Source organism: Mesorhizobium shangrilense (assembly GCF_040537815.1).
GTDB lineage: Bacteria > Pseudomonadota > Alphaproteobacteria > Rhizobiales > Rhizobiaceae > Mesorhizobium > Mesorhizobium shangrilense.
This window is the reverse complement of record NZ_JBEWSZ010000013.1, coordinates 1-25,452: the sequence shown is the minus strand read 5'-3', so window position 1 is coordinate 25,452 and position 25,452 is coordinate 1. Positions and strand designations below refer to the sequence as shown.

At 58.1% G+C, this 25,452-nt stretch carries 20 protein-coding genes and 12 pseudogenes; 20 read left to right on the top strand and 12 right to left on the bottom strand.

Features of this window, described 5'->3' with window-relative positions; all coding sequences use genetic code 11:
* Positions 1-279: 279 nt before the first annotated feature.
* Positions 280-417, top strand: a pseudogene (locus tag ABVQ20_RS40635) (RNA polymerase factor sigma-54); the annotation flags it as partial.
* 57 nt (positions 418-474) lie between these two features.
* Entirely contained in the window at positions 475-1,692 is a 1,218-nt protein-coding gene (locus ABVQ20_RS38365) for an MFS transporter (protein ID WP_354464999.1), read from the top strand.
* Between the two features lie 221 nt (positions 1,693-1,913).
* Here the strand turns inward: ABVQ20_RS38365 and ABVQ20_RS38360 are convergent.
* The 3 genes and pseudogenes from ABVQ20_RS38360 to ABVQ20_RS38350 form a co-directional block, all read right to left on the bottom strand.
* Positions 1,914-2,208 (bottom strand): annotated as a pseudogene (locus tag ABVQ20_RS38360) (IS21 family transposase); the annotation flags it as partial.
* Positions 2,207-2,454 (bottom strand): annotated as a pseudogene (locus ABVQ20_RS38355) (TRAP transporter substrate-binding protein); the annotation flags it as partial. The pseudogenes ABVQ20_RS38355 and ABVQ20_RS38360, both read right to left, overlap by 2 nt.
* A gap of 76 nt (positions 2,455-2,530) precedes the next feature.
* The gene (locus tag ABVQ20_RS38350; RefSeq protein WP_354464998.1) at positions 2,531-3,406 is read right to left on the bottom strand and encodes an NAD(P)-dependent oxidoreductase; all 876 of its coding nucleotides are present in this window, start codon (positions 3,404-3,406) and stop codon (positions 2,531-2,533) included.
* Positions 3,407-4,418: 1,012 nt separating this feature from the next.
* Between ABVQ20_RS38350 and ABVQ20_RS38345 the strand changes: the two genes are divergently transcribed.
* From ABVQ20_RS38345 to ABVQ20_RS38315, 7 genes and pseudogenes are all read left to right on the top strand, one after another.
* Positions 4,419-5,615, top strand: coding sequence for a histidine decarboxylase (locus ABVQ20_RS38345; RefSeq protein WP_354464997.1), 1,197 nt, complete (start codon positions 4,419-4,421; stop codon positions 5,613-5,615).
* Positions 5,612-6,697 carry a fatty acid desaturase gene (locus tag ABVQ20_RS38340; protein ID WP_354464996.1) on the top strand — a complete coding sequence of 362 codons (1,086 nt, stop codon included), beginning with the start codon at positions 5,612-5,614 and terminating at the stop codon, positions 6,695-6,697. Before ABVQ20_RS38345 ends, ABVQ20_RS38340 begins: the two co-directional genes overlap by 4 nt.
* Positions 6,698-6,739: 42 nt before the next feature.
* A complete protein-coding gene (locus tag ABVQ20_RS38335) occupies positions 6,740-8,083 on the top strand; it encodes an O-acetylhomoserine aminocarboxypropyltransferase/cysteine synthase family protein (protein ID WP_354464995.1) in 1,344 nt (447 codons plus the stop codon).
* 1 nt (position 8,084) lies between these two features.
* Positions 8,085-8,870 carry a gamma-glutamyl-gamma-aminobutyrate hydrolase family protein gene (locus tag ABVQ20_RS38330; protein WP_354464994.1) on the top strand — a complete coding sequence of 262 codons (786 nt, stop codon included), beginning with the start codon at positions 8,085-8,087 and terminating at the stop codon, positions 8,868-8,870.
* Positions 8,867-9,790, top strand: coding sequence for a DMT family transporter (locus tag ABVQ20_RS38325; RefSeq protein WP_354464993.1), 924 nt, complete (start codon positions 8,867-8,869; stop codon positions 9,788-9,790). Before ABVQ20_RS38330 ends, ABVQ20_RS38325 begins: the two co-directional genes overlap by 4 nt.
* 437 nt (positions 9,791-10,227) lie before the next feature.
* A pseudogene (locus ABVQ20_RS40630) lies at positions 10,228-10,739 on the top strand (type IV toxin-antitoxin system AbiEi family antitoxin domain-containing protein).
* Positions 10,732-10,883 (top strand): annotated as a pseudogene (locus ABVQ20_RS38315) (nucleotidyl transferase AbiEii/AbiGii toxin family protein); the annotation flags it as partial. The pseudogenes ABVQ20_RS40630 and ABVQ20_RS38315, both read left to right, overlap by 8 nt.
* Positions 10,884-10,971: 88 nt before the next feature.
* Here the strand turns inward: ABVQ20_RS38315 and ABVQ20_RS38310 are convergent.
* Entirely contained in the window at positions 10,972-11,274 is a 303-nt protein-coding gene (locus ABVQ20_RS38310; RefSeq protein WP_354464991.1) for a DUF982 domain-containing protein, read from the bottom strand.
* Between the two features lie 216 nt (positions 11,275-11,490).
* Positions 11,491-11,604: pseudogene (locus tag ABVQ20_RS38305) on the bottom strand (6-carboxytetrahydropterin synthase); the annotation flags it as partial.
* Between the two features lie 164 nt (positions 11,605-11,768).
* Here ABVQ20_RS38305 and ABVQ20_RS38300 point away from each other — a divergent pair.
* From ABVQ20_RS38300 to ABVQ20_RS38260, 9 genes and pseudogenes are all read left to right on the top strand, one after another.
* Positions 11,769-11,915, top strand: a pseudogene (locus tag ABVQ20_RS38300) (IS110 family transposase); the annotation flags it as partial.
* Positions 11,916-12,505: 590 nt separating this feature from the next.
* Positions 12,506-13,870, top strand: coding sequence for an IS110 family RNA-guided transposase (locus ABVQ20_RS38295; RefSeq protein ID WP_354464990.1), 1,365 nt, complete (start codon positions 12,506-12,508; stop codon positions 13,868-13,870).
* Between the two features lie 187 nt (positions 13,871-14,057).
* Positions 14,058-14,330, top strand: a complete 273-nt coding sequence (locus ABVQ20_RS38290) for a helix-turn-helix domain-containing protein (RefSeq protein ID WP_354464989.1) — start codon at positions 14,058-14,060, stop codon at positions 14,328-14,330.
* Positions 14,327-15,691, top strand: coding sequence for a type II toxin-antitoxin system HipA family toxin (locus tag ABVQ20_RS38285; RefSeq protein ID WP_354464988.1), 1,365 nt, complete (start codon positions 14,327-14,329; stop codon positions 15,689-15,691). The genes ABVQ20_RS38290 and ABVQ20_RS38285 overlap by 4 nt, the downstream gene beginning before the upstream one ends.
* Before the next feature lie 323 nt (positions 15,692-16,014).
* Positions 16,015-16,260: a CopG family ribbon-helix-helix protein gene (locus ABVQ20_RS38280; protein ID WP_111545633.1), complete on the top strand. Its 246-nt coding sequence runs from the start codon at positions 16,015-16,017 to the stop codon at positions 16,258-16,260.
* Positions 16,257-16,550, top strand: a complete 294-nt coding sequence (locus tag ABVQ20_RS38275; RefSeq protein WP_354464987.1) for a type II toxin-antitoxin system RelE/ParE family toxin — start codon at positions 16,257-16,259, stop codon at positions 16,548-16,550. The genes ABVQ20_RS38280 and ABVQ20_RS38275 overlap by 4 nt, the downstream gene beginning before the upstream one ends.
* A gap of 795 nt (positions 16,551-17,345) precedes the next feature.
* Positions 17,346-18,491: pseudogene (locus ABVQ20_RS38270) on the top strand (IS701 family transposase); the annotation flags it as partial.
* 399 nt (positions 18,492-18,890) lie between these two features.
* On the top strand, positions 18,891-19,094 hold the full coding sequence (locus tag ABVQ20_RS38265) for a hypothetical protein (protein WP_354464985.1): 204 nt from the start codon (positions 18,891-18,893) through the stop codon (positions 19,092-19,094).
* Positions 19,095-19,518: 424 nt separating this feature from the next.
* Positions 19,519-19,956, top strand: a complete 438-nt coding sequence (locus tag ABVQ20_RS38260; protein ID WP_435528506.1) for a Ros/MucR family transcriptional regulator — start codon at positions 19,519-19,521, stop codon at positions 19,954-19,956.
* A gap of 170 nt (positions 19,957-20,126) precedes the next feature.
* On the opposite strand, the pseudogene ABVQ20_RS40625 reads toward ABVQ20_RS38260, so the two are convergent.
* The 4 genes and pseudogenes from ABVQ20_RS40625 to ABVQ20_RS38240 all read right to left on the bottom strand — a co-directional run.
* Positions 20,127-20,277: pseudogene (locus ABVQ20_RS40625) on the bottom strand (IS6 family transposase); the annotation flags it as partial.
* Between the two features lie 233 nt (positions 20,278-20,510).
* Entirely contained in the window at positions 20,511-21,377 is an 867-nt protein-coding gene (locus tag ABVQ20_RS38250) for a host specificity protein (protein ID WP_435528501.1), read from the bottom strand.
* Between the two features lie 765 nt (positions 21,378-22,142).
* Positions 22,143-22,697: pseudogene (locus ABVQ20_RS38245) on the bottom strand (L-histidine N(alpha)-methyltransferase).
* A 53-nt stretch (positions 22,698-22,750) separates the two neighbouring features.
* Positions 22,751-22,885: pseudogene (locus ABVQ20_RS38240) on the bottom strand (hypothetical protein); the annotation flags it as partial.
* Positions 22,886-23,240: 355 nt separating this feature from the next.
* Here ABVQ20_RS38240 and ABVQ20_RS38235 point away from each other — a divergent pair.
* Entirely contained in the window at positions 23,241-23,438 is a 198-nt protein-coding gene (locus ABVQ20_RS38235) for a hypothetical protein (RefSeq protein ID WP_354464984.1), read from the top strand.
* A gap of 79 nt (positions 23,439-23,517) precedes the next feature.
* Here ABVQ20_RS38235 and ABVQ20_RS38230 read toward each other — a convergent pair whose 3' ends face one another.
* Entirely contained in the window at positions 23,518-24,057 is a 540-nt protein-coding gene (locus tag ABVQ20_RS38230; RefSeq protein ID WP_354464983.1) for a hypothetical protein, read from the bottom strand.
* Between the two features lie 93 nt (positions 24,058-24,150).
* Positions 24,151-24,447, bottom strand: coding sequence for a DNA -binding domain-containing protein (locus ABVQ20_RS38225; RefSeq protein WP_354464982.1), 297 nt, complete (start codon positions 24,445-24,447; stop codon positions 24,151-24,153).
* A gap of 142 nt (positions 24,448-24,589) precedes the next feature.
* Between ABVQ20_RS38225 and ABVQ20_RS38220 the strand changes: the two are divergent.
* Positions 24,590-24,757: pseudogene (locus tag ABVQ20_RS38220) on the top strand (HNH endonuclease); the annotation flags it as partial.
* A gap of 72 nt (positions 24,758-24,829) precedes the next feature.
* Here ABVQ20_RS38220 and ABVQ20_RS38215 read toward each other — a convergent pair.
* The gene (locus ABVQ20_RS38215) at positions 24,830-25,258 is read right to left on the bottom strand and encodes a Y4lK-related protein (protein WP_354465046.1); all 429 of its coding nucleotides are present in this window, start codon (positions 25,256-25,258) and stop codon (positions 24,830-24,832) included.
* Positions 25,259-25,452: the final 194 nt, after the last annotated feature.

Here is a 25,452-nt window from a genome sequence, read left to right as displayed (position 1 = left end):
CCCGACCATACAGGACCCTTCTCGGTCCTGGTGCGCGAGGATTGTGAGGGGCGCTCGGTCTCCGCGAAGGCACGGTGCTCCTGCTCGAGCCAAAAGGGTCTCTGCAAAAAAGTAGCCGATTGGGTGCCTTCAAGTGAAATGGCATGGCGCTTGCGCTCACCGTTGGTGCCCATCAAAGCGCGGAGAGAGCTACAAACTATGGCTAAGACGCGAAGCTCCATACAAGCGGCCAAGCAGACCGTGCCCATTCCCGCCGGACGTCGGGACATCGTCCCCTCCTCCGACGATGACAGCATCGTCCGGCTCAAGGAAACGGTCATCGATATTGCGCGCCGCATTGTCACAACATGTCGCGAAGCGATGAACATCCCCTCTTCCGTGCAACGCCGTCGGGAAAGGCGGCGCTTCTGGCTTTAATGCGGGTCGACGCAGCCATCCCCATGTTGCAGCGCATTCAAACTGAAGAGCTTGTTCATGACCGAATCGGCGACAGACTTCACGGACGCTGTTCTGCACGACCCAGAAAAGCCCGATCAACGGTCTTGTCCCGTTTGGGGTGCGGTCATTTCGCTTGCCTTGGGCACCTTCGGGCTGGTGACGGCAGAATTTCTGCCTGCCAGCGTGCTGACGCCACTCGCGCATGATCTCGGCATCACCAAGGGTGCGGCTGGACAGGCGCTGACAGCGACCGCAATCGCCGGGGCGATCTCAGCGCCGACGATGGCCATCATTACAAGGCGTCTGGATCGCAATATCGTCCTGTGGGCGATGACGCTGCTGCAGATCCTGTCCAACGTTCTGGCGGAGGTAGCCTGGTCGCTGCCGGTTTTCCTGACGGCACGCGTCGTGCTCGGCATAGCGCTCGGAGGCTTCTGGTCGATTTCGGCAGCGCTGGCGATGCGGCTCGTTCCAAGTCACCTCCTGCCGCGCGCCATGTCGATCATCCTTACCGGCGTTTCCGTCGCTACCGTTTGCGCGCCTCCAATCGGCGCCTATGTCGGTGAGATCTGGGGATGGCGAGCCGCCTTCATGATCGCCGCAGTTGTTAATGCCGTTACACTGCTGGTTCAACTCATAACCATTCCGACGCTGCCTCCGGTTGAAGTGGCTACATTCCGCAGTCTGCTGGATGTGGCCAAGAATCCGACAATCAGGGTCGCGTATTTGGTCGTCCTGCTGGTCGCTTCTGGGCACTTCGCCAGCTTCACCTACATCCGTGCGTTTCTCGAGAAGGTTCCCGCGCTCGATATCGAGACGATCTCGCTGGTGTTGCTCGCTTCTGGCATCGGCGGCTTCTTCGGCAATTTAGCCGGCGCATTCCTGGCCGAGCACAGCCTCAAGGCAGTCGCGGCCCTGCCGCCCCTGGTCATAGCGATAGCCGCTGTCTCGCTGCTGACGGTGGGAGCATCGGCCTCGGCCTCGGCAATTGCGGTTACCGTATGGGGCTTTGCCTTCGGCGCGGCGCCGGTGGGGTTACAGACGTGGACGGTGCTGCGCGCCGCTTCCAAGCAGGCCGAAAGCGCCGGTGTGCTGATGACGGCAACGTTCCAAGTGGCCATCGCAGCCGGCGCGATTTTCGGCGGATTACTGGTGGATAATGCCGGCGTTGCCAGTGTCTTTGCCTACAGCGCGGTTGCCATGTTCCTCGCCGCCCTGACAGTGTTCCTGCTCGGCCCGAAGCGCGAAACCTAGACTGCCTGACAGAAGAGGCTCTCAGCGCAGCGCGGCGAGAGATGCAATCGCATCAGCCGGCGGCGCGATCCTGCGCACGATTACTCTGGCGGTTGCAGGCTTCGTCTCGCCAAATCGTATAGCGCCCGGATCGCGGCTACTGCCTCTTCCGCGTCGACTTCCGATCGGGCATGACCAGCGCCGGGGCCTCGCCGACCTTCAGACCGAGGCCGGCACCATGGACCGTCGAAGGAACCGCGGTATTCAACCAGCTTGCCGGGCTCCTCCTCGAACACGTTCCAGATCGTTCGTTCCGGGTTGCTCGACGTGACGATGCGCCTTGGCGTCGGCGACGCACTTGTCATGCAGCCAGGCGTTCAGCTTCTCGTAGGTCTTGAAGCGCAGCCGCGGCGTGAAGAAGGGCTCGCGCACTTGCCCGACTAGGTTCTAGACCTGACCCTTCTCCCAGCCCGACGCCAGCGTGGGAGCGAACGGCTGCACCCGATAATGGCTGCACATCTGCAGGAAGCGGCGATGCTTTCCGCAACGCCTCCCGGTCGACCTCGATGAATGAGATCACACTGGCCGTCAGTCGCTGCGCAAGCTCTGGCTGAGACGCGCAATGTCGGCCCACTGATCGAGCGCGGAGCGGTCGAGCTCGGGGCTAACAATCTCCTGGATATCCTTAGCAAGACGTGTGAAGGCGCGCTTGTTGCCGAGCACCCAACAGCGGTCCCAGACGTCGCCGGTCAGGCTGCAGGACGTCTGAACCTCATGGAGCCGCCTTGGGCAATTTCCTCTCGGTTGTTTCCCGATCTACGTCGGGTTGGATTAAGGTTCTGGGGCTGATTGATCGCGCTCACTCACCGTTGAGCGCGCGATAGGCGCGGATCACCTGGCTGTCGTCGGCTTGGCCGTCGCCGCGGCCGGAAACGGAAAGGAAGAGTTGGTGGGACAGAGCGGCGAACGGCAGCGCCGCCTTTGTTTCTCGGCCCGCCTCGAGCACGATGCCGAGATCCTTGACGAAGATATCGACTGTGCTGAAGGCCTCCGGGTCGTCCATGATCATGCGCGGCCCGCGATCTTTCAGCATCCAACTCGAGGCCGATGTGCCCGAGAGAATGTCGAGCATGCTCGCGGCATCGACACCGACCTTCTCAGCGAGGGAAAAGGCCTCGGCCGCCACAGCGATGTGCACGCCGCAGAGGAGCTGATTGACGGTCTTGACGACTGCTGCCTGCCCGGGGCGCTCGCCGATGTGGAAGACCCTGTCGCCCATCGCCTTGAAGATCGGCTGGGCCGCCTCGAAGACGCTCTGCGGCGCAGCCGCCGTGATCGTCAGCGTCCCGGCTGTCGCCCCGGCAGTGCCGCCCGAGACCGGCGCGTCGATGAATCCCCGCCCGGTCGCGGTGACGCGCGCGGCGATTGATTCGACCGATTTCGGCGGACAGGTCGCCATCAGACAGACGGTCGCGTCAGGAAGCGCTGCCGCGAGCGCTCCATTGGTGAAGAGCACCATTTGCGCCTGCGCCGCATCGACCACCATAAGCACGACAAAATTCGCACCCGCGCAGGCTCCGGCAGCCGAGGCGGCCGGCGTGCCTCCCGCCGCTTGTAGATCCGCAAGGCTCTTTGAGGCGATGTCGAAGCCCCGAACTTCAAAGCTGTGCTTGAGAAGATTTCGGGCCATGGGCCCGCCCATCGAACCCAGTCCGATGAAGGCGATCTTTGTCATGCTGCCATCCTCCTTGGTTGCTAGTCGCAGCGAAGCCACCTTCTAAGATTGTCGTTTGCACAGGGCGCGTCGGACAAGGGCTCTGAGCCGGTGCGTCTTGGCTTCGAAGCCAGCAATACTCGGAAGACCTTTATGATCACGCGCAAGGGGATGCAGGGATGCTCACCATGGGGCGGCTTCGCGGCGCTGGCTGCGGCGGCGCCTCCGCGCCGACAAGGGAGCATCCGGGTGATATGGACCGAATGGGCGACGCTGTCTTCCGGCCGTGTGCGCCGCCGCCGAGCATAACGACGGCGAGGCCGATCTCGCGCGTCGAAATCATGGCAGCAAGTTGCGTGCCGACTCGGCGCTCCGTCTGCGTTACACGGCTTGCTCGGTAGGCGGGTGGCCCGGCCTTGGCGACCTTTTGGCCGGGTTTGCGACATTCTTGTTCAGCTTCGGACACAAGCAGGTTTGCGGTAGGAGGCGGCAGGCGAGGTCGTGTTCTGGGCGCGGAACCAATAGCGTTCGCGCTTGTCGATGGTGCCGCCGCAATTGTCGAAATGGACGGTGTGGCTGTGCACGATCAAGGTGGGGTCTGGACCGCCCCTTGACCGGCTGGAAGACCGTGGCCGCAACGGCTGCTCGGAACCGATGCCTCGGCGCGCCGCCGTTAGTAAGCACCTGTCCAGCATTCCCAGGACAACGTCTGATAACCGACATTTTACCGTCGCTTTGTCGAGTCCGCGACGCGGGACTGTTCGGCCTGCGCACCTTATTAAACTATTGAATAATATGGAGAAATGCTCGTTTTTAGGCTCTTTCTGCGATGCGGGCATGATTTTTGAGGCTCCCTTGTCGCGAGGCGTCAGGAGTTGCCGAACCGATATTCTCGTCGTGGTGACAATTCGTCGCCTGGCCCACCGGATGAGTGACGCCCGTGTCGGAGGCGGGGTGCCGGCGGGCTGATTGGAGCGGGTCTTGAGTCACCCTTGCCTGCCGGTTCCCTGGGCGGCTATAGCGGAGCATATGCGTGAAGCTTACGTGCGATATATTGGACACTCGCCTGAGTAAACCCGACGTCATCATCGATGCGACTCTGGATAGACTCCGAAATAAATTCGTTGATAGGCGAAAAAAACACCTAGGATATCCGTATAATCTCGACTTTGACGCCGAACCAATCTCTCAGTTCGGCGAGTTTCTAATTAATAACTTGGGGGATCCATATGTCGGATCGCACTATGGGACGGAGGTCTCTTGCGTAGAGCGCGATGTGGTCGACTGGATCATGCGGGCCTGGGAATGTGGCGATCCAGAAGAATACTGGGGAGCCGTGGGCGCGAGCGGTACTGAGGGCAATCTGTGGGCCATATATCTTGCGCGAGAGACTCTTGGTAATCCGGTTCTGGTACACTCCAAAGAGGCGCATTATTCGGTCCCAAAGGCAGCGAAAATCCTCCGGATCGAGGCTTTGACATGCGAGGCCGACCATACCGGCGCCATCTGTCCGGATGCTCTGCGGGAAGTCATCCAGGCAAATCGCCATCGCTGCGTCATTCTCGCATTGACCTGTGGAACGACCATGAAAGGGGCGCACGATGATATCGCGTCCTGCATCAGCGTTCTGGACCAAGTCGGGATCGATCCGAGTCGGCGCTTTGTCCACGTCGATGGCGCCCTGAATGCAATGGTCCTTCCCTTCGTCGATGGCTTACCGAGTGGTATCCGTCCCTCCTTCCGGCACGGGATCGATAGTATATCAACCTCGGGCCACAAGATGATCGGCACGCCGATGCCCTGCGGCGTACTCGTAGTCCGACGGGAACATGTCCGTCGAGTGGCCTCCACCGTGAGCTACTTGCGCTCTGATGATACTACCTTGATGGGATCGCGAAACGGCCACGCCGTTCTCGCGATATGGAACCGGCTGACGCGCCTCGGTATCGCCGGTTTCCGTCATTTTGCCCGAACCTGCATCGAGCGTGCGGATGGCTTTGCGGGAGCACTACGGTCAGAGAGTGTGCCGGTATTGCTCAATCCGTGCTCCTTGACGGTTGTGTTTCCGAAACCGTCCGAGAGACTCGTTAACGAATACCAGCTCGCATGTCATGGCAACTGCGCCCATGCGATTGTCATGCCAAACGTCAAAGCTGATCTCATTGACCGCTTCGTCGGCGACTTTATCGCCGAGTGGCCCTGCAATTCTCGGCAAAAGGTGTTTTCATGAACGCTCATGTACAGCCCCAGTATCACGGCATCGAAGCACCAAAGCGCTACATTCACTACCGCTTCGATCGATCCATCACTCATGAGATCAAGGCACTTGAGACTGACAATTGGCATGGCCCTCTTTACATCATGAAGGACTATGCGGTGATCGCCGCCTTCGCGTGGCTGGTCATTGGAGTAAGCTGGTGGTTCTATCCCCTGACTGTGATAGTCATCGGAGCGCGTCAGCGAGGCATCTCCACCATTTTGCACGACTGTGCGCACGGCGTGCTGACAAAAAATCGTGTGCTGAACTTCTTGCTCGGCACGCTGCTGACGGCTTGGCCCCTGTTTCAACGCCACTTCGCCTACACGGAGTCCCACGTCCACAGCCATCACCCCTACCTGGGGAGAGCCGATGCCGACCCTGACCTGGGGTTTTTCATCGCGGAAGGTGTCTTCACACCCCAAACGGATCGCTCCTTCGTTTGGAAGATCATCATCTTGCCCCTGCTTGGATCGAAAACCTACGCCTATCTGAAGTATCTCCTCCGCAACAGATACCAGATGATCCTAGACACCCTCTCTCGCAAGGAGAGCTCAACGCGGGTGAAGCGCGAAGAGACATGGCGTTACCTGTTCGATTGCTGGGGCTTTTACGCGTTCTGGGCTTGTGTCGTAACGCTCGCTCTGGCCTACGGCTGCTTCCAGGAATTTGTCCTTCTCTGGGTTGTCCCCTACCTCACCGCGTTTCATATCATCGGCTGGGTCATCGAGATGTCTGAGCATTGCAGCTCCATTGACAGCCGAACCGTGGACCTGGAAATGACCCGGAATCGCCGCAGCCGTCATATCGAGAAGTGGCTGACCGCGATCAACGGCGACAACTATCATCTCGATCATCATCTCGATCCAGCGACCCCGCTCTGGCGCTTGCCCGAAGCACATTCCATCCGCATGAGGGACCCCGTCTATGCGGCGCACTGTTCCGAAACGGGCGGTATCTTCCAGTCTGGCCCAAATGGCGAGCCTTCGATCCTGAAGCTGATCCGCGACCAGAACCGGAAGCGCTTCGCCGCAAGCGCGGGATTGCGGGCCTGAACGCTACCCCATCGAGAACAATGTATCTCCGGAGAACTCGAGTTGACCAAACTCCAGAAAAATGGCCCTGCAACACGATTGGATCCGACGCCAGCCCTTCACGCGGAGACGACAGTCCTGCATGGGGGCTATCGCTGTGATCCGGCGACATTGGCGACGACCGTTCCGATCTATCTCTCGAACGCCTATGCGTTCGAATCCATTGATCACGCATCGGACGTCTTCGATCTACGCCGCGAGGGACGCACCTATTCGCGGTTGATGAACCCGACGACGGATATATTCGAGCAACGTGTCGCGGCTCTGGAGGGTGGCATAGCCGCCTTGGCAACCTCCTCGGGACAGGCCGCGATAATGCTTGCGATCCTGAACATTGCCGTTTGCGGGGACAACATCGTGAGCTCCGCGCACCTGTATGGCGGGACAATCAATCTGCTCTCCAGCACGTTTCAGCGGCTTGGGATCGAAACGCGCTTCGTCGATCCGAGCGATCCCGAGCGCTTCCGCGAAGCCTCGGACCATCGCACGCGCTGTTGGTTTGCGGAAGGGCTTCCCAATCCGAAGCTCAGCCCCTTCCCGATCGTCGAAGTGGGGGCGATCGCGCATGAAGTCGGAATTCCGCTGATCATCGACAACACGCTGACCCCCCTCATTTCACGCCCTCTTACGCTTGGCGCCCATGTAACCGTGCAGTCCACTTCCAAATATATTTGCGGCCACGGCACCACGATTGGCGGCATTATCGTCGACGGCGGCACCTTCGACTGGGCTGCTTATCCCGAGCGCTTTCCGTTGATGACACGTCCTGATATCTCCCATGGCAACATACTCTGGCTGGATGCTGCGCGCGATTTGCCCGGCCCGTATGGGGCCAGCCCGTTTCTGCTCAAGATGCGCAACACGCTCATGCGTGACTTTGGACCCTGCCCGTCCCCGTTCGCATCTTTTCTCTGCATCCAAGGCTTGGAGACGCTGCCTTTGCGAATGCCACGACATTGCTCCAATGCCCGGCAGCTCGCCCACTATCTCAAGGCGCAGCCTGGTGTGCTCGACGTGACCTATCCGGCTTTTGGCGGAACCGTTGAACGGCATCGCGCCGTGCAGAACATGGGCGATCATGGCGGCCCCATGATCGTGTTCGAGATCGCTGGAGGCATCGAGGCTGGGGGCCGTTTTATCGAGCGCTTGCGACTGGCCTACCACGTCTCAAATATTGGCGACGCTAGAACGCTCGCCACGCATCCAGCCTCGACGACTCATGCTTCGGTTCACCGCGAGGCGCGCCTTGCTGCCGGGGTTCGCGATGGCACAATCCGCATCTCCGTCGGACTTGAGCATATTGATGATATCATCGCCGATATCGGGCAAGCCCTTGGGGGCGCCTGATTTGAACGCCATCCCAGACAGAAGTCCGGCCATCGTCGGTGTCGTTTCTTACCGCCAGACAGTGGACAGCGTCGGCTATGAGACGGTGCGCATCCGGTATCTTGAAGCCCTGCGTTCGACCGCGCATGTTTTACCGCTCGTAATCCCAGGCGGACTTGAGGAAGAGAGTTTGCAGGCCTGCTTTTCGGTCCTCAACGGGGTGCTGCTGACCGGGGCGGAGTCGAATGTCTCGCCCTCACTTTATGGGGGGCCAGAAGCTTGTCCAGAGACGCTCGATCTCGACCGGGACCGGACAAGTATTGCTGCTATCAAGATTGCTCTGTCGTCCGGCATTCCGCTGCTCGGAATCTGCCGTGGGTTGCAGGAACTCAACGTCGCGCTTGGCGGTACCCTCTCAAGTGACCTTTCGGAAGGTGAAGGTCGGATCACCCATGTGGAAGACCTCACACTCCCGCGCGATCTTCAATACGCCTGCTCGCATGCGATTCTAGCCGAAGGCCGCGGTTACATTGCCCAGTGCATCCGTCGCTCGCAAAAGAAAACGGTCTTGGTCAACACCCTGCATCGGCAGGGGATCGCGCGTTTGGCTGATGGCCTTGAGGTCGATGCGCGATGCACGGACGGCGTCATAGAAGCTGTCTCCGTAAAGGGCGCGGCAACGTTTGCCGCCGCCGTGCAATGGCATCCTGAATGGTTTCACGCAGAGGATCTGCTCAGCGTCGAAATCTTCCGTGCATTCGGCGAAGCCTGCCGCTCCCACATGATAGCAACGAAGTCACAGCCATGAAGAATGCTTATTTGTCGTCGATCCTTGGGGCCGGTTTGGCCCTTCTCGCAGCTCTGTCCAACGGAACCGTCGGGGTGCTTTCCCGGTCCGCCTTTAATGAAGGGCTCGACCCCACTGCGGTCGCATTCTGGCGTTGCGGCATTGCGCTTTCGCTACTCTCGATCGTCATCCTTTTGAGGTCTGGGGGCTTGGCTCGTCTCCTCGCCGCTTTCACGGGATCGTGGAAGATCGCCGTCTGCTCTACGCTTGGCATCTTCACGCTTTATCATTTCGAAACCCAAGCTTTCGCCCACGCGCCGATCCCACTTGTTGCCATCCTTGTTTTTACCGGCGGCCTTGGTGCAATCGCGCTCGACATCCTCATACTTAAGGAAAGGGTGACCACGCGAAAGGCGGTCGCCATGACCATGGTTTTCCTTGGCGGCTACTTCCTGATTGCCGGCGACGGAAAGATGGCTGGAAGCATTGTCGGCATTAGCCTCGCCCTTATCGCAGGGCTAGGCTACGCCAGCTTTATTTTTGCTTGGAAGTTCTTCAAGCTTCGCTCATCCCTAGAAACTTTCTGGTGGTTCCTGGCTTACGGCTTTGCCATGCTCGCCGTTCCCTATGCCTGGAGCGGCGCGCCAATCCCGTCAGTGAACACCTTTCCAGCTTTGTTAGCGCTCGGGATTATCCCCTCGTTTTGCGGTTTCTACTGCACAATCCTCGCCCTTCAGCATATCGAGGCTTACAAGACGCAGGTCATCGAATCGAGTGAGCCATTCTTTTCCGCCCTCTTCGCAGCCGTGTTCTTCGGCGAATGGCTGACGGGTCCGGGAATGCTCGCGGCATTGGCCATCATTGTCGGTGCGTTGATCACATCCGTGCCTGAGCGCGGTGTCATCTCCACTCAAGTACGCCCAATTGGCGAAGGGGAGTAGGGCACCGTTTCCATTATTTCCAAGGACCAATAAGCCCATGGACCGCGGACGTGCTATTACGTGGAAGGACGGTCAAGATCGAGGTCGAGGGCGAGGTCGACACGCTGCAACAACTGGACAGCGCCTTGGCAACCGGCGTTCGACACGCTTCTCCTGGACAAACATTTCGATCGAGGAACCGGCCGGGGTGGCGATGGTGGGCGGCCGCGCGATAACCGAAGCGTCCGGCGTGTAAGACCCAAGACAGCGCCGGCGATTCACAAACTCTGGTCAGCTTCCTTCTGTTTTCGACTCCTCGGACAATAGGGCCTTAGCTCCGAGCCGTCGTATCAATGCCGGAACCCGCCTCCCAGTGACAAATCGCTCACGCTCTCCTGACGGCGCGCGGGATCGCGCGTCTTGTAGAGCTGCGCGAGGCCGGCGTAACCGCCGCTACGATGAACCGTATGGAACGGATGGGGAGGTGCTCCGGCTTGCACGGGGCCTCTACCAGCTCTCGGACGTGCCGCTCGACGCCAATCATAGCGTGGCTGAGGCCGCACAGCGCGTACCCAAAGGCGTTGTCTGCTTGTGTCGGCCCTGGCATTTCCACGGTCTGACCGATCAACTCCCGAAGCAGGTGTGGCTGGCGATAGGTCGGAAAGACTAGGCTCCCAGACCCGACGGCACGCCGATCCGTATCGTGCGTTTCACCGAAAGTCTGCTCAACGACAGCGTCGAAATCCATGTCGTCGAGGGTGTGCCCGTAAAGGTCTTTGGGATCGTCAAGACAATCGTGGTTTGTTTCCGATATCGCAACAAGATTGGCCTGTCGGTGGCGATCGAGGGTCTTCAGGAAGCACTCCCCCAACGCAAGGCAATAGCCGGCGAAATTGCCAGGCAGGCCGAGCAAGGTGGGGTTGCCACGGTGATCCGACCTTGTCTCGAGGCACTAACTGCCAATGGCTAAGGAGATCAAGAACATCGGTGCCTCGGTGCGCGCACGCCTTCTGCAACTCGCCAAGGCAAGTGGCCAGAGCTTCGACTGGTTTTGACCCGCTTCGCCCTCGAGCGGCTGCTCTTCCGGATCAGCCACTCACGGCATGTCGACCGCTCGGACAATTACAGACCGGGACAGTTTGCCCGCCGCTGGCCTGTTTCGCGGATTTTCGACCTGATGCGGCACCGCTGATCGAATGAGCCTATACCGCTTCCGTTCCACTGCCAGATTTAGAGGGTGAGATCCAAGGCATTACAGAAGCCGGGTCTTCCAGTATGCAGGCCCGCTTGGCGAAGCTGATGAACGCCTCACGGGCCACGCTGACCGGCTTGTAGCCGTCGTGCGCGTCGTAGCATGCTTTGAGTGCAGTCTTGTGGATCAAATCTCGACGGCTTTCGGGCCATCGTTCGAGAAAATCAATGGCGCCATCGACGCTGACAATTTCTCGCACAATGCAATTCCCGTCCTTCACGAAAACGGGGCTGCTGAATGTGGTGGCGTTCATCAAATGCCTCGAATTCTTTGAACGGCTTTAATTCGTGAAAAGGCCGCTTTTCGGCAACCATCGCAGAACGTGATGTCATGCTGATGACGGTGGAGAGGACGCTCATGCTCTTCCTCTGCCTTCGCACCGTCCACCTTCGCCTGGAACGAGCCAGGCTCATCGCAAAGGGATGCCCGCTCCCACCATGACGCTTTTGCAGAACTTGAGGCACACAACGAGACAAAGTTCCACACGGTATGAGTGGCCGTGCATCTGACGGCAGCGATGGGTTTCGGGTACCCGGGGAAGGCAGCGCGCAGCCTCGAATGTGAAAGCCTGTATAATTTTCACGGGATCGCTAGAATCTTGAGCAATTAGATCCCACGGGGGTGGAAAGCCGCCGGAGCTCCGCCAGAGTGAGGCGGCTAGAAACCCCTCACGTTGGAGAAGATCAATGCTGCAGGAACAAGCCTGACTGAAATTCCGGCCGCTATCCGCGTGGATATTGGCGCCATCTCTGGTTCAAAGAGCGGGTCCGGCGCGACGGCGGCAGCCTGCGCAAGCCGACGATCGTCGCCATGACACGCAAGCTCCTGGTGGTGCTTTGGAAGTATGTCACAGCCGGCGTGATCATCGAGGGCGCGGTCTTCACCGCCGCCTGAGACAATCGCCCGACACTCCCTTCGCCAGGACCTGATCAGTCCCGGCGGATCCAGGCGACGGACCGCTAGCTACCATCGCTTCACTCGCCGACAATTAGAATGGTCCCGTCTCCTGAGCCCGACCGCCGCAAGCGGGATTGTGGTGCAGCCGCTCCGAGCGGCGACGGTGGATAGGTCTGCACGCAGACCGCGTCACGCAAAGGGCTCGGACCATGGGTCCGCTCCAAGCTGGAGATTACGACATGCGATGACTACCTGTTGAATCAACTAACTCCCATGTGAGGTAGCAACTGCCATCAGGACTCACGCGCCTGCTCAAACTACGTGACGAGCGGCAAGGCCCATGATGCATTTTTGCTTCTACCTAACGGGTGAGGAACGGCAGTCCGCCTGTGGCAGGAGAAACAGCGGAGCCCTATGATGGGCGGCGGAGGGAGTGGCCGTCCGGTATTTGGTGGCTCTACCCCGTTACCTAACGTGGCCCATGGGCTCTTGCGGACTTGAAAGTGGTGACGCCACGCGGCGATCCCGATTAGGAAATTGATGTGTTGCGCAGCCCAGCCCTCCAGCTTTGTAGAGAGGAGCATACCATGACGCGCAAATCACAACCCCGCCGGAGCCAAAAGCTCGCCCCCGTCCATGCCCATGCGGCTGCCATTGACATCGGCGCCACCATACACGTGGCGGCAGTCTCGCCCCGGTGCGATCCGGAGCCGGTGCGCACGTTCGGAACTTTCACGGCCGACCTGCATCGCCTCGCCGACTGGTTCGCACAGTGTGGGATCGAGACGGTGGCGATGGAGTCGACCGGAGTGTACTGGATTCCGATCTTCGAGATTCTCGAGCAGCGCGGGTTTGAAGTGATCCTGGTCAATGCCCGCGAGGCCAAGCAGGTTCCGGGCCGCAAGAGCGATGTCTCCGATGCCGAATGGCTTCAGCGCCTGCACGAATACGGATTGCTGCGGGCCAGCTTTCGGCCCACCGGCGAGATCGCGACGCTGCGGAGCTATCTGCGCCAGCGCGAGCGGTTGCTCGATGCGGCGGCGGTTCACATCCAGCACATGCAAAAAGCGTTGACCGAGATGAACCTCCAACTCCATCACGTCGTTGCGGACGTGACGGGCGCCACCGGGCTGCGCATTATCCGGGCCTTGGTGGCAGGCGAGCGCGACCCGGACAAATTGGCCACCCTCCGTGATCCGCATTGCAAGGCTTCGGCCGAGATCATTCGGGCGGCCCTGGTCGGCAACGACCGGGAGGAGCATGTCTTCGCCCTGGCGCAGGCGCTGGAGCTGTACGAGGTCTACCAGGCCAAGGTGGCCGTGTGCGATAAGCGGATCGCAGTGGTTCTGGAACGCATGAAGGATGCCCATTCGACGCCGTCGGCGGCGCTGCCGCAACCCCGCTACAAGCGACCACAGGCCAATGAGCCGGGGTTCCCGGTGCGCGAGGCACTGCATGCGATCCTCGGCGTCGACCTGACGCAAATCCACGGTGTCGGACCGTACTTGGCGCTAAAGGTGGTTAGCGAGTGCGGCACCGACCTCTCCGCCTGGCCGAGCGCCAAGCACTTCACCTCCTGGCTGAGCCTGGCGCCGCACAACAAGATCTCCGGGGGAAAGGTGCTGTCGTCGCGCACGCGCCGCTCCGGCAGTCGGGTGGCGGCGCTGCTGCGGCTGGCCGCGACGGCGGTGGGGCGCACTCAGACGGCGCTTGGAGCCTTTTATCGCCGCTTGGCGTCCCGTATCGGCAAGGCCAAAGCCGTCACCGCGACGGCGCGCAAGATCGCCGTCCTCTTATACAACGCCCTGCGTCACCACATGGACTATGCCGATCCGGGGGCCTCCTCCTATGAGGAGCGCTATCGTCAACGGGTTCTCAGCAATATCCGACATCGCGCCAAATCGCTTGGGTATGTGCTACAGCCCGCCCCAACCGCGGCGGCTGTTTCTTAGGAATGCCGGATCAGTCCCTATGTCAGCATGGCCTTGTCGAAAGGGCGGTTTCACAACAGGAAGGCGCCTGGCAGATCGGCAACAGCCGCAAAATCTTGACATCCAACATAATTGCCATTATAGATGTACTTAACTCCAATATTTAGCGTTAAGTGCCATCATGCTAACATTCAATATGACATCGCCGATGGAAATCATTGAAGGCGTCGCGGCGCGGATGAAGCGGCGACGAATTGATGCCAATCTTACCCAACGAGAGCTGGCTTCCAAGGCTGGAGTTTCCTACGGCTCCCTTAGAGTTTTTGAGGAGACCGGCAAGGCATCCTTCGAAGCTGTCGTAAAGATCGCATTCGCTTTGGAAGCAGAAGCTGAATTTGAACGCTTATTTCCGCCACGGCCGCCGAAGACAATTGAAGAAGTCGTTGGGCAGCCGGCTAGGAAGAGGGTTCGCAAGAAATGAAGTTCAGGCCAATCAGAAAAATGAAGGTGACCCTAGATCTTGAGGGGTTGCAACGAGATCTTGGAACTCTTGCTTGGAGTGCCGAAGAACGGCGGGCTTACTTTGAGTACGCAGCCGAATTCACAGCCGCACCACTGCTGATTTCGCCGTTTCATCTCGGCGTGAAGGCAGGTCTTCTTCCGGCTCAGAATGAACCGTTCAATGGCCTGCATGGGCTCTTCAATGACAGCCTTCCAGATGGATGGGGGCGCCTATTGCTGGATCGCCGCTTTCAAAAAGCGGGGATAGACTACCGTACGCTTACGGCCTTGGACCGCCTTTCTGCGGTAGGAACTTCAGGAATGGGAGCATTGGCCTTCATTCCTGAACTCCCCGATGACAAGCGAGGTAGAGACGACTTGGACTGGTTCGTTGAGCAGGTTGAGCTTGTTCAGCAGGAGATGGATACCGCTGAGATCGATGCGCTGCAGGGAGCTCAAGGCGGCTCCGCAGGCGCGCGTCCTAAGATCATGATCGGCTTGAATCCGGATCAGAACATCTTCGTGATTGACTACGGCCATCAATTGAAGCCTGGGCTCGAACGCTGGATTGTCAAATCACGTAGCTCCGACGACCCGATAGACATCGGCGTCGAGGAGCAAGCTTATGCGCTCATGGCACGTGCCGCCGGATTGGACATGGCTGATACGCGGATACTGCAGACAAAAAAAGGAAATCGTCTGTTCGCGACGAAGAGGTTTGACCGCACACCGCAGGGGCGACTACATATGCATACTGCGAGCGGTCTCCTCCATGCCGACCATCGACAAGCATCACTTGACTACGGCTCACTTCACAAACTGACGCATATGATGACGAGAGACAGCGCGGAGGTCCTCCGCATGTTCGCTCACATGGTATTCAATGTGTACGCACGAAACCGAGACGACCATTCGAAGAACCATGCATTCCTGATGGGATCGAATGGGCAATGGAGACTCTCTCCGGCGTACGATCTGACTTTCTCGGCAGGCCCTGGAGGACAGCACAGCGCATTGATCGCAGGGGAGGGATCGAATCCAGGACGACAGCATCTGCTGGCCGTCGCCAAAGGCGCTTCCATTTCCGAACAAGAAGCGTTGAACGTGATCGAACGCATCCGCTCTGCTGTCGATCGCTGGCCACGGTTCGCGGACGAAGCAGGTCTATCCAGAGCACGAACAAATGAACATGATCTTGTCCTGAATGGACGAAGGTCTCAGCCTGCACAGGCGCTACGCCGTGACACATCCCTCGACAACCTTGCTGTTTCCGAGCCCCTGCCCACCCGAAAGAAAACGCGCACCAGATTAGGATTCGAACCTACGACCCCTACAGTGTGAAGGAGCATTTCGTCCCCCGAGAATCGTCTTGTTGCGAGGGGCGCCTTTTTTGTCTCTAGGCTTAAGCAGCTTGGAAATGCCATTGAACCATGGCCATGCTCGCGAAGTAGTCGACAAGCCGTCCCACGCAACGAAGTCGCGCTAAAGTCGGAGTTCGCCGAGGTGGTCCGGAAATCGACATGCGGGCAGGTTTTCACGTGGATACCAAGGGCTCGATGCAGGCCAACGGATTGATTATCGTTCGACATTCAAGCTAATCACAGACTTGACGAACCAGCTTGGTTCACCAATAATCATAGTGAACCAACGAAAGTTATACCTCCATGACCGCCTTCACCGTCCGTGTGCCGGACGAAACCGCAGACAGGCTGGACCAACTCGCCGAAAAGCTTGACCGCTCACGCTCCTATGTGGCCGCACAGGCCATTGAGGACTTCGTGGCCCGGGAAGAGTGGCAGCTGGCTGAAATAGAGGCCGGATTGGCCGAGGCCCAGCGCGGCGAATTTGCAAGTGACCATGATGTAGCTGCCGTGGTCGGAAAATACGTCAAGTCCGCCCGCCAATCATGAGCCGTAAAAGAATCCGCTGGACCCAGCGGGCGTTGCGGCGGCTTGACGAAATCGGCGCCCTCATCGGGAAAGACAGCCCCGATGCCGCCGGCCGTGTCGTTGCGCGCATTGTGTCAGCGGCGGAGCACCTGGCCGAGCAACCGGCCATGGGTCGCATCGGACGCATCAGGACGACGCGGGAGCTGGTTTTGGCTGATATACCCTATATCATCCCCTATCACGTCAACGGCGATACTGTCGAAATCCTGACTGTCATGCACGCCGCCCAACAGTGGCCGCAGGCCCTGTAAAGTCGCTGCACCGCCCTGCCCGCTGCCTCACCAAAGCCACACCGCCGGCATCGAAACGCCCGGTGGAACAGGCGGCGCCCTTTAATTTAGCCTGGTGTCTCGTTGGGGTCAGCCCTTCTTGGGAACGTTCGTTCCTCTTTCGAAAAGGTCTCTCTTGCGTTGACCATAAATCTTTGCAAGCCGCGCACCATCGAACCCCCGGTCATCCCAGCTCTCTTCTCTTTGTTCGCAAGTACTCTCCTGCAACCGCTTGGTGCATTCGAGCAGAGATCGACTGCACTGAGATGCAAGCAAGTTCACGCCATGTGCTAACTTCAAAGCCAGAGGGATTACGCTACTGGGCGCGAATTACTCACTGACAAATTTGATCAATGAGGACTTCATATAAGCAGACATGACGTACTGACTGAAATGTCAGCGGCGTAAAGTCAGGTTTCCACCTTTTGCTTCTTCTATTAGCTTCTTGATAAGCGGCTTCTTATCCACGGCTGGTCAACTCTTATTATACATGTATAATATTATAGCGCAGGCCGTAAAGCCAATCTCACGTTTATCCTTCGCTGCGATGCTTGCATTCTCGACTGCATCGTGGTTATGGCAATCGCCAGTTGTTAAGTCAAGCTTGTCCTAAACAAGTGAATGTGAGAGTTGTGCGCCGCCCAAATTGTCGCCATAGCATTACTGTTATCGGTAAAAAACAACGGAGAGCGAAACCAGTATTACAATTGCGCTTCACATGTAAATTAGTTATTTTTTTCGATTCTGTGCCGGGCGGCCAAAGGGGGGTTATTGATAATGGTTGAATCGATTGAAATGACACTAGAGATCTGGGCCTCGGCACTACGCGAGGTGAAGTCCCGGATCAGGGGACTTTTCCCTCAGGAACGTGTGGCGATTTCGGCCGGACTGTTCCTTGAAGGCCTGCTCCGGGATGCGCATCGCAAAACCGGGTGGATGCGCGCCGAGGCTGCGGGTGACCCTGGGCCGTGGCGCCAACAGGCCATTCTCGGAAGGGGCAGGTGGGACGCAGACGCCCTGCGCGACATTGTGCGCGAATATGCCCTCGAAACGTTGGCTGACGCCGACGCGGTCCTGGTGATCGATGAGATGGGTTTCGTCAAGCAAGGCAAGACGTCCTGCGGGGTAGCGCGGCAGGTCAATGTCTCGACGGGCAAGATGGCCAACTGCCAGATCGGCGTGTTCGCCGCCTATGCATCCAAGCACGGAAACGCTTTCGTCGATCGCGTGCTGTATCTGCCGAGGGCCTGGACGGAAGACCCTGCCCGCTTGGCGCGGGCCTACGTGCCTGCGGGCAGGACTTTCGCGACAAAGTCCCGCCTGGCACTTGATATGATCGCGCGTATCGTCGCAGCCGACGTATCCTTCAGTTGGGTAGCTGTCGACTTGGTCTACAGTGGCGTCGACATCGAGATGGCCCTACGACGCAGATCCAAGGGATACGTGCTCGCCGTTAGCGCAAACCATCATTCCGCTTTCCGAAATCGCTTTTTTGCGGAAGGAGGAACGGCCGAAGATATCGCACGGAACCTCGATCTCTCCGTTTGGCGGAGTCTCCCCCCGGGAGAGGCGCTCCAGGCCTCTGAATCATGGGCCTACTGCCCGTTCACTGACACGGACCTCGCGCAATTCAATAAAACCCGCTCAGGCCTCTGGACCGCAGGGCTCTTGATCCGACGCGATGCGAACCAGGCTCTCAGCTACTTTTCAACATGGTCTCCAGTCGGAACCGAGATCGAAACCCTTGTCGCAGTGCACCAATGCTGCAGGATTGTTGAGGAGGGCCTTCGCACTGCGACGAACGAACTGGGCCTCGACCATAACGAAACCCGTTCTTGGCACGGATGGCATCGCCACGTCTCGCTCGTCATGCTCGCATTCGCGATGGTGTCGACAGTTCGCCACAAGGCGAGCGTCGAACCCTCGGGTGCGGTCGGAAGGCTCATGGAAACGAGCCGCCGCTTCGAACGTTTACCGAGGCCTCCCAGGAAACCGAAGCCGGGATCGCTCGGCGCCGCGGCTGCCGTCCCATGGCAAGATCAATCCAGCGAACGCAGCCGCAAGCCCTTGCCGGTCAAAACGCAATAGTAGCGTGAGGTTCCCATCATGAAAACGAGATCCACCCGTCTTCCGAAACAGGGCCGACAAGGCAGCCGGATTCGCTTGGATTGGGAGAAATGAGGTGGTCATGCGACAAAATGCCGTCTTCGGCGACTGTATGTTGATCGAGCATCCGACCTGATCACGGGCGTAGCCAGAACCTCTCAGAGGGTCGGATTTCCGGTTAGAGCGAGTTTCAGTTGTCTTTGAGGAGAAAGCCGTTTGGAAGCCGGAATCCCAGTGAAACAGTCCAGATTACAGAACTTGCAGTTTGCCCAGGCGATGTTGAGAGAAATTCATCAGATAGCGCAGGCAGACGGTGAGAGCTTCCTGACCTATTTGCTCGAGATGGCTTATCTTGAAGCCAGCGATCAAGTTAGGGCAACTTGGGCCTCAAGAGGCAACAATGCCAAGCCTGACACGTAGGATGGCAATAGAGCCAGCGGCAAGGTATCCGCGCCGATTGGGGCCGGCGATCGTGCTGGCGAAGTGAATGGCCCCAAATCGGGCTCTGCTCTCACTTGGGCAAGAACGTATTCTTCGTTGGGAGTGTTGGGCAACCCTAACTCATCGTACTCGAGATGACAGGTTACCATACCATTTGGATGGATACACTGGAAGCCACAATCGGAATGTGCAGTAAACGCCTTCAGAGATGATGCTGTCAATTTGCGCCGTGCGTGTTTGACCATCAACTTCTCAGGAAGGCAGACAAATAGCAAGGAGCGTGTTTATGACTATGACTGACGACAATACCGAAAAGACTAGCGTCGATGAGGACAATACCAATCAGGCCGGCATGGATGATGACAATACCGAAAAGACGAGCGTGGAGGAGGACAATACTGAACTGACCACCGTGGATGAGGAGGATGCCGAACAGCCAGGCGTTGATTTGTTAGGCCTTACGGTAGATATCGTTGCGGCCTTCGTCCAGAAAAACCCGATCCCTGTCGCCGATCTTCCGGACTTGATCTCGAGTGTCAATTCTGCGTTGAGGGGGATTGTACAACCGCCTGCTTCACCAGAAGCTGAGCTCGTTCCGGCGGTCAATCACAAGCGGTCCGTGTTCCCCGACTATATCATCTGCCTAGAGGACGGAAAAAAATTCAAGTCTCTCAAACGGCATCTCCGAGCCAATTATGGCCTGACACCTGAGGGTTATAGAGCAAAATGGGGACTTGGTCCTGACTACCCGATGGTGGCGCCCAATTATGCCGCCCGGCGGTCCCTCCTTGCGAAGTCCGCCGGACTCGGCCGCAGGCCAGTAGTCAAAACGCCAGGGTGAAGCCTCCCCGCTTGCTCGCGGGTTCTGACTTTTTGCTTTGACAGACGCATCCTCTCTTATGGGGAGACGCACCACGACTTCATCCAGATGCCAGACATCGTCTTTCGTTGGTGCCTTGCGGCGTATGCGGCGCGCATAATCAGGGCCGTGCTTTCGGCACTATCGGCGGATGGTCTCGTAGGAAACGACGATCCCGCGATCGAGCAGCATTTCTTCGACATCGCGCAGGCTCAGATTGAAGCGGAAGTAGAGCCAGACAGCACGGGCCACGATTTCGATCGGATAGCGGTGTTTCTTGTAGGTCGGTGCACTCACGGTCATGAGCGCGCTGCTACCTCAATCTCCTTACCCCTCAATTAATGTGACACCACCCGCTGTCGTCAGCATCCCGCCTGGCATCGGCGCCGGCAAGGTGACGCCGATGAAATCGGCTGCAGTCGGCCATGCCAGCGCTGAGAGGTTTTGGCGTGGGAAGGGTGCGCCTCCCACGCTCAATACTTCTATCCTCACCCAGGAGCGAACGAGGACGAGAAGGGAACTACCTGAGTATCTCTTCAATGCCGCTCTTGGTTTAAATTGAGATTTTCGAAATACCAAGACGGGTCATCGCCGGACGAGTCTGACTCGTAGCTAGCTTCGCTGGAACTCGCCTCAACACTTTCTTCCCCGTCGGAATCCTCGGCTTTGGAGAGATATAGACAAGGCTTGTCAGCCCGCTGCCATTCACCCTCACTATTTTTCGCCCATTTGTCGGGGTGCTGGCTAGGATCAAGTAGCCACTGATTGTCACCCACGGGAACAAAGCCCATCTGGTCTAGACGAGCTTCATTTTCCGTCGCAGCAGGTCGTGACATGACCAGCGCCCGGTTGCCGTCGAGTCGAAGTTGATGTTCAAGCAGAATATCGCCTGCATTCTCGACCAGTGGATGAGTAACCCGAAGATCCACGATGGATGTGACGCGTTTTTTCCCGGGGAACTGGTCCTGCCACGGTTCTCCTCTAGTCCTGAATCCGCCTTCTGTTCGTAAGAGGCCAGCGCTTGTTCCACCTAGCTGATAACTAAAATATCGCGCCTCGTCGGTATCATCGTGAGTGCCACCGCCGAGCCTTGCAACCATTGCCGTGCGCGCGGCTTTTGAGGACACGAAATCCGAGTACTCTTGCGGATTGTCCGCGATGTGTTTGATTTCATCGCCGTAAAAGTCTCTCGCTTTCCGACTGAACGAAGACCTGTCGATCTCCACGATAGGAGGCTGTGAAACTAGCGAGTACGGCCGTGCCGGCGCTGAAGACGAACTCGCGTTGAGATCAGGCGGCGCCATGCGCGCAAGCGCTTGCCCAAAGCCGTCGCTGTCGTTTGACAGTACCGGGTCGTTAGCTTGGCTGGAGCTTGCGGATGAGCCACTGATACGACCGTACATGGTATTCGGTTCCTTTCTTTTGGCGGAAGTCTTTCGATATGAGTTTGAGCTAGTTAGGTCGCTCTCGAAGAGAGGTACTCGAGCGAGCTGACAGCCAGCTGACGCTCCGTAAGTTCGTTCCGGCGGGCGACGCGCATCTGCGTGCGCTTTTTCTCTCAGGGCCTGTCGAATTTCTTGGCCTTCGGCACTCGCGCAGCGCATCGAGGATTGGAAAAACTTTCGGATGGTGCGGGCGTGCTGTTGGGAATGCCGCCCTCTCTCAGCGACTGTTGCGCACGATGTTTGTGGCGGGCGCAACGGTCCACCTACTGGGCGGCCCGGCATTTCTCGTGGTGGGTTTCCAAATCGAGACCAGAACGAATCGACCGCGCCAAGAACCGCGCCTCGTCACCCGTCAGCTGCCAAGCGCGATCCGCGCTCGCCCGGGCTGCGTAACCTGACCAACTCCGCCCGGCCGAACACTGATCGCTCCCTGTAGTCGCGGACGGTGAAGGCCGGCGAGGCGCCGATACGCACTTGCGTTCCGCACATCACCGGGAAAGCCAGGGTACACCTCATCGAGACCCCAGACCCATACCACAAGCATACGTACCCGGTTGGGCACGAATGACGTTGATCCCAAAGTCGCGGTTTCCAAACATTATGATAACTCCCAAGCTGAGACTGTACTGGCCATCCTGAGTCGACCTAGCGAACCGTTCGATCGCCATTGCTGGTGAGGAGCAACACTAGCTTCGAGCGGCGATTCAACGTCCTCATTGAAGGCTAGCCCGCCGGGGGAGCTTCCGAGTCGAACTTCGTGGACTTATCCGACAGTTGAAAGAGACATACCGCATATCGCTTGTAAGAATCGGTCCAATGCTGCACCGGGTGGAAGCCATACTCAATAAACATGTCATGAAACGCATGCAGCTCAACTTTTCGCATGATCTCCGTCCTGATCATCTCGCCTTTTTCTAGCTAAAAGGAAAAATTCAGTTTTTGGAGATTGATTGATTGGGCCTGCATAGCCTCCAGGTGGGCTTCGACACGCTGGAGCGATTTGTTGTGAAACGCTACGTGCCGAAACTGAAATATCTCAAAGTTTCCGCTGAAACGCCAATTCAGATGTTGTAGGACGCAGAGATTGCCTAGGATAGCCATTTGATTATTGTGGGCTACTTCCAGTATATCAGTCTCCTTGTCTAAATCTATTCCGACCACAAAATAGCCGCCAGGAGACAAGGCTGCCCGCGCCGATAGGAGGAGATAATACAATTCGTCATCGTACAAGTTCTCGATCGCGCTGCCCAAGGAAACTAATAGCTTCCGGCCAGACAGCTCTTTGGTCTTTGCGAGTCATGTTTGGTAGGTTCCTACGATTCCTAAGAAGTTCAACTCCGATGTTGATGAAAGGATATATTTTGAGCCGCTCTCTCTAAGATCGAGTGATTGATGTCGATGGCTGTATAAGACGTCGGACCATACGTCTCCACATAAGCCTCGACCAAAAGAGTTGTTTTTTTCGCGTTTCCAGATCCAACTCAATAAGAGAAACAGGGCCAGTCTGGTCAGAAATCGCCTTTGCGAGCGGGCAGGATCGGGACAAGACGGTTGCGCCGACTAGAAGGGAACGTCATCAGCTCCGGGCAGACCAGCAACGCAGAAGGCAACTGCCAACCGCATGGCGCCGAGTGTGATGGCATGCTCGCCCTCACAACAATCATTCCCGTGGTGACGAGCAGGGGTCGGGTTGATGGACCCGCGTTCGTTCGACTCGCGAAATGCGCGGTAAGGCGTATGATCCCCAAATCGCCCGTACCGAATAAAGGGCATTGCGGAGGCTTGGGCGTTGAGCTTCCGCCTATGTCCAGGAGCCTGACAATGTCACGCGCCAAGGTGTCTGCATTCGATTGCGAAATCCTGCGAAGCGCCGTCCGCCGTGCGATCATCGAAGGGGAAATCCCGGAAAGCCAGTCGCGCGAATATGCCGCCCAAATGATCAGGGATTTCACCGGCGACGATCAGATTGACCCAGACATGCTGGATTGGATCGTGCGGGAGCAGCCAGGCGCGTCCTAAAAGACGGCACTGCAACCCGCGATTTGACGGCATCAGGACTGAAGCGGACGCGGCCCTTCACGCCGTCAGTGTCGAATCATTATCCATCACCGTCGAGAAGCCCTTGGCTCTGACGCGAGAATGACCAGACATCTGCGCCATCGTTCTGCAACACCCAGATGCTGTCGAAATCCTCGTCCGGCCAGGATTCTGGGGCGATGCCCGCGCCACCGACGAGGGCAGCTGCCAAACCAGGAATAGATTCGTGCTGCCAGCTCACCAACACAGGTGTTGGGGCTATGCGGATGGCTTCTGCCGCCAACGCCTCTTGGCCCTTCGAATACGTGACATCAGGTTGAAGACCGAGCCGTCTTGCCAGTGGGGTGATTGTTTGGCTAGGCCGTTTGCTCCGGGTTCCGGAACCATCTTTTTTGACCGTGCCCGACGCAACAATCGATGCTGGTTTTTCCATAGGCGCAGGCGGCTTTGAAAAGAAAGAGCAAAGCCCGCCCGCGCGTTGCCAGCCACGCACGGTCAACGATGCCGGATCACTTTCGCCCTGTTCTGTGACCCCAAAATCCGCACCCCCTAGAACCGGCTTCTCGGCATGCCTAATGATCATGACAAGCGTATTTGGCATCGCCCTCCTCCATATTTCCAAACCACGCTCCTGGCGGCAGTTGGCGCCGCACGATGCATCGCCAAACCTGCATCGCCGTGGGTATCTCGGCAGCTAGGTTGAAAACAGTTCCTTGTATCCCTTGTTCATAAACCAGCGCACTCGTTCGAGGTGACTGCGAAGAGCCTCCCGGGCGCGGAACGGCTCCTTCACCGTATCGATACCCAATATGTCCTGCGCCATCTCTTCTTCGCTGGCACTATCGGCGCACGCGTCGATGAGTTTCAAATACATCATGAGATGCTTGTTGTCGTAGGCGGTGAGATGGTCCGCCCAAGGGACTTCCGTAGCGATGGTTGGATCAGGCGTTTGGCGCGATCTGTTTTTCATCCATATCTCGCTTTCACTCATGTGCCAGGCCGCCTTCCGCGTCAAAGTATCGTCAATCTTTTCGTCTTGCGAGATCCTCGTAAAAACGCGTTGACGGCTAAATGTTCTCGTGGTCTCTCTTTCGTGGGGACATGGGAAATCTGAGAGACCTTCAGTACCGTGCATGGGTGCGCCGCGAGCTCTGCCGGCGTCAGGGGGGAAATGTTGCTACTGTAGGCGGGATTTCACAAAGACCGGTCCAACTCGCCTGACCATCGAGCACAAGAAAGCAAAAATGGATGGCGGCTCGGACGAGTTGAGCAATCTTGCCGCGGCATGCTTTCACTGCAATCAACATCGCGGCATGCAAAAATCACACCAAGCAAAAAGCGCTGTGATAGGGTCACGCTCGCTCAGTTACCGGCTAGCCGCATTTGGTTTGCGCATCCAGGGATTGGGCGATAAAAGCGAAAGCCTGAGCGAAAGCCTGAGCGAAAGTCGGGTAGCAGCCAGTTCGGTGCTTGGAGTTGTCCAAAGTCCAGCGTACTCCTTGTCGATCGCGATTTGACGTGGAACCTGGCCCGCTGGGCGATGCGTCTGTTTGCGTTGGCGGCGGGTCGATATAGCGACCAATCGAGGCCAGGTAAGCCGCGATGTCGTAACGCAGGTAGTCGCGGTTACCGCAGCGCGCCTGGATTTCGTCGAGTTTCTTGTACAGCCCCGTACGCTTGCCCCGCGGAACATCGCTATCGCCCAAGTAGTAGTAGCCCGGGCCGACGGCACAGATATCGCAGCCGGTTGCGGCCACCTCCCGCACGAACGCCGGAACATCCTCTTCTCGCATCCGCTTCATTTCAAGCCACTTCGCATCACATTCCCTATAACGACGCAAACGCAGGCTACGCTTCCGTCAAAACGTGAACTGCTTGTCTTATGACTTTCCGTCGTTTGGAGGCCAAAGTGGGTTGCCGCCTGCGGGCCTTCACCACCCGCAGGCGGCGGGAGGGGTGGGATCGATGAACCGCCGGTCGTGAAGGACCGAGCTAG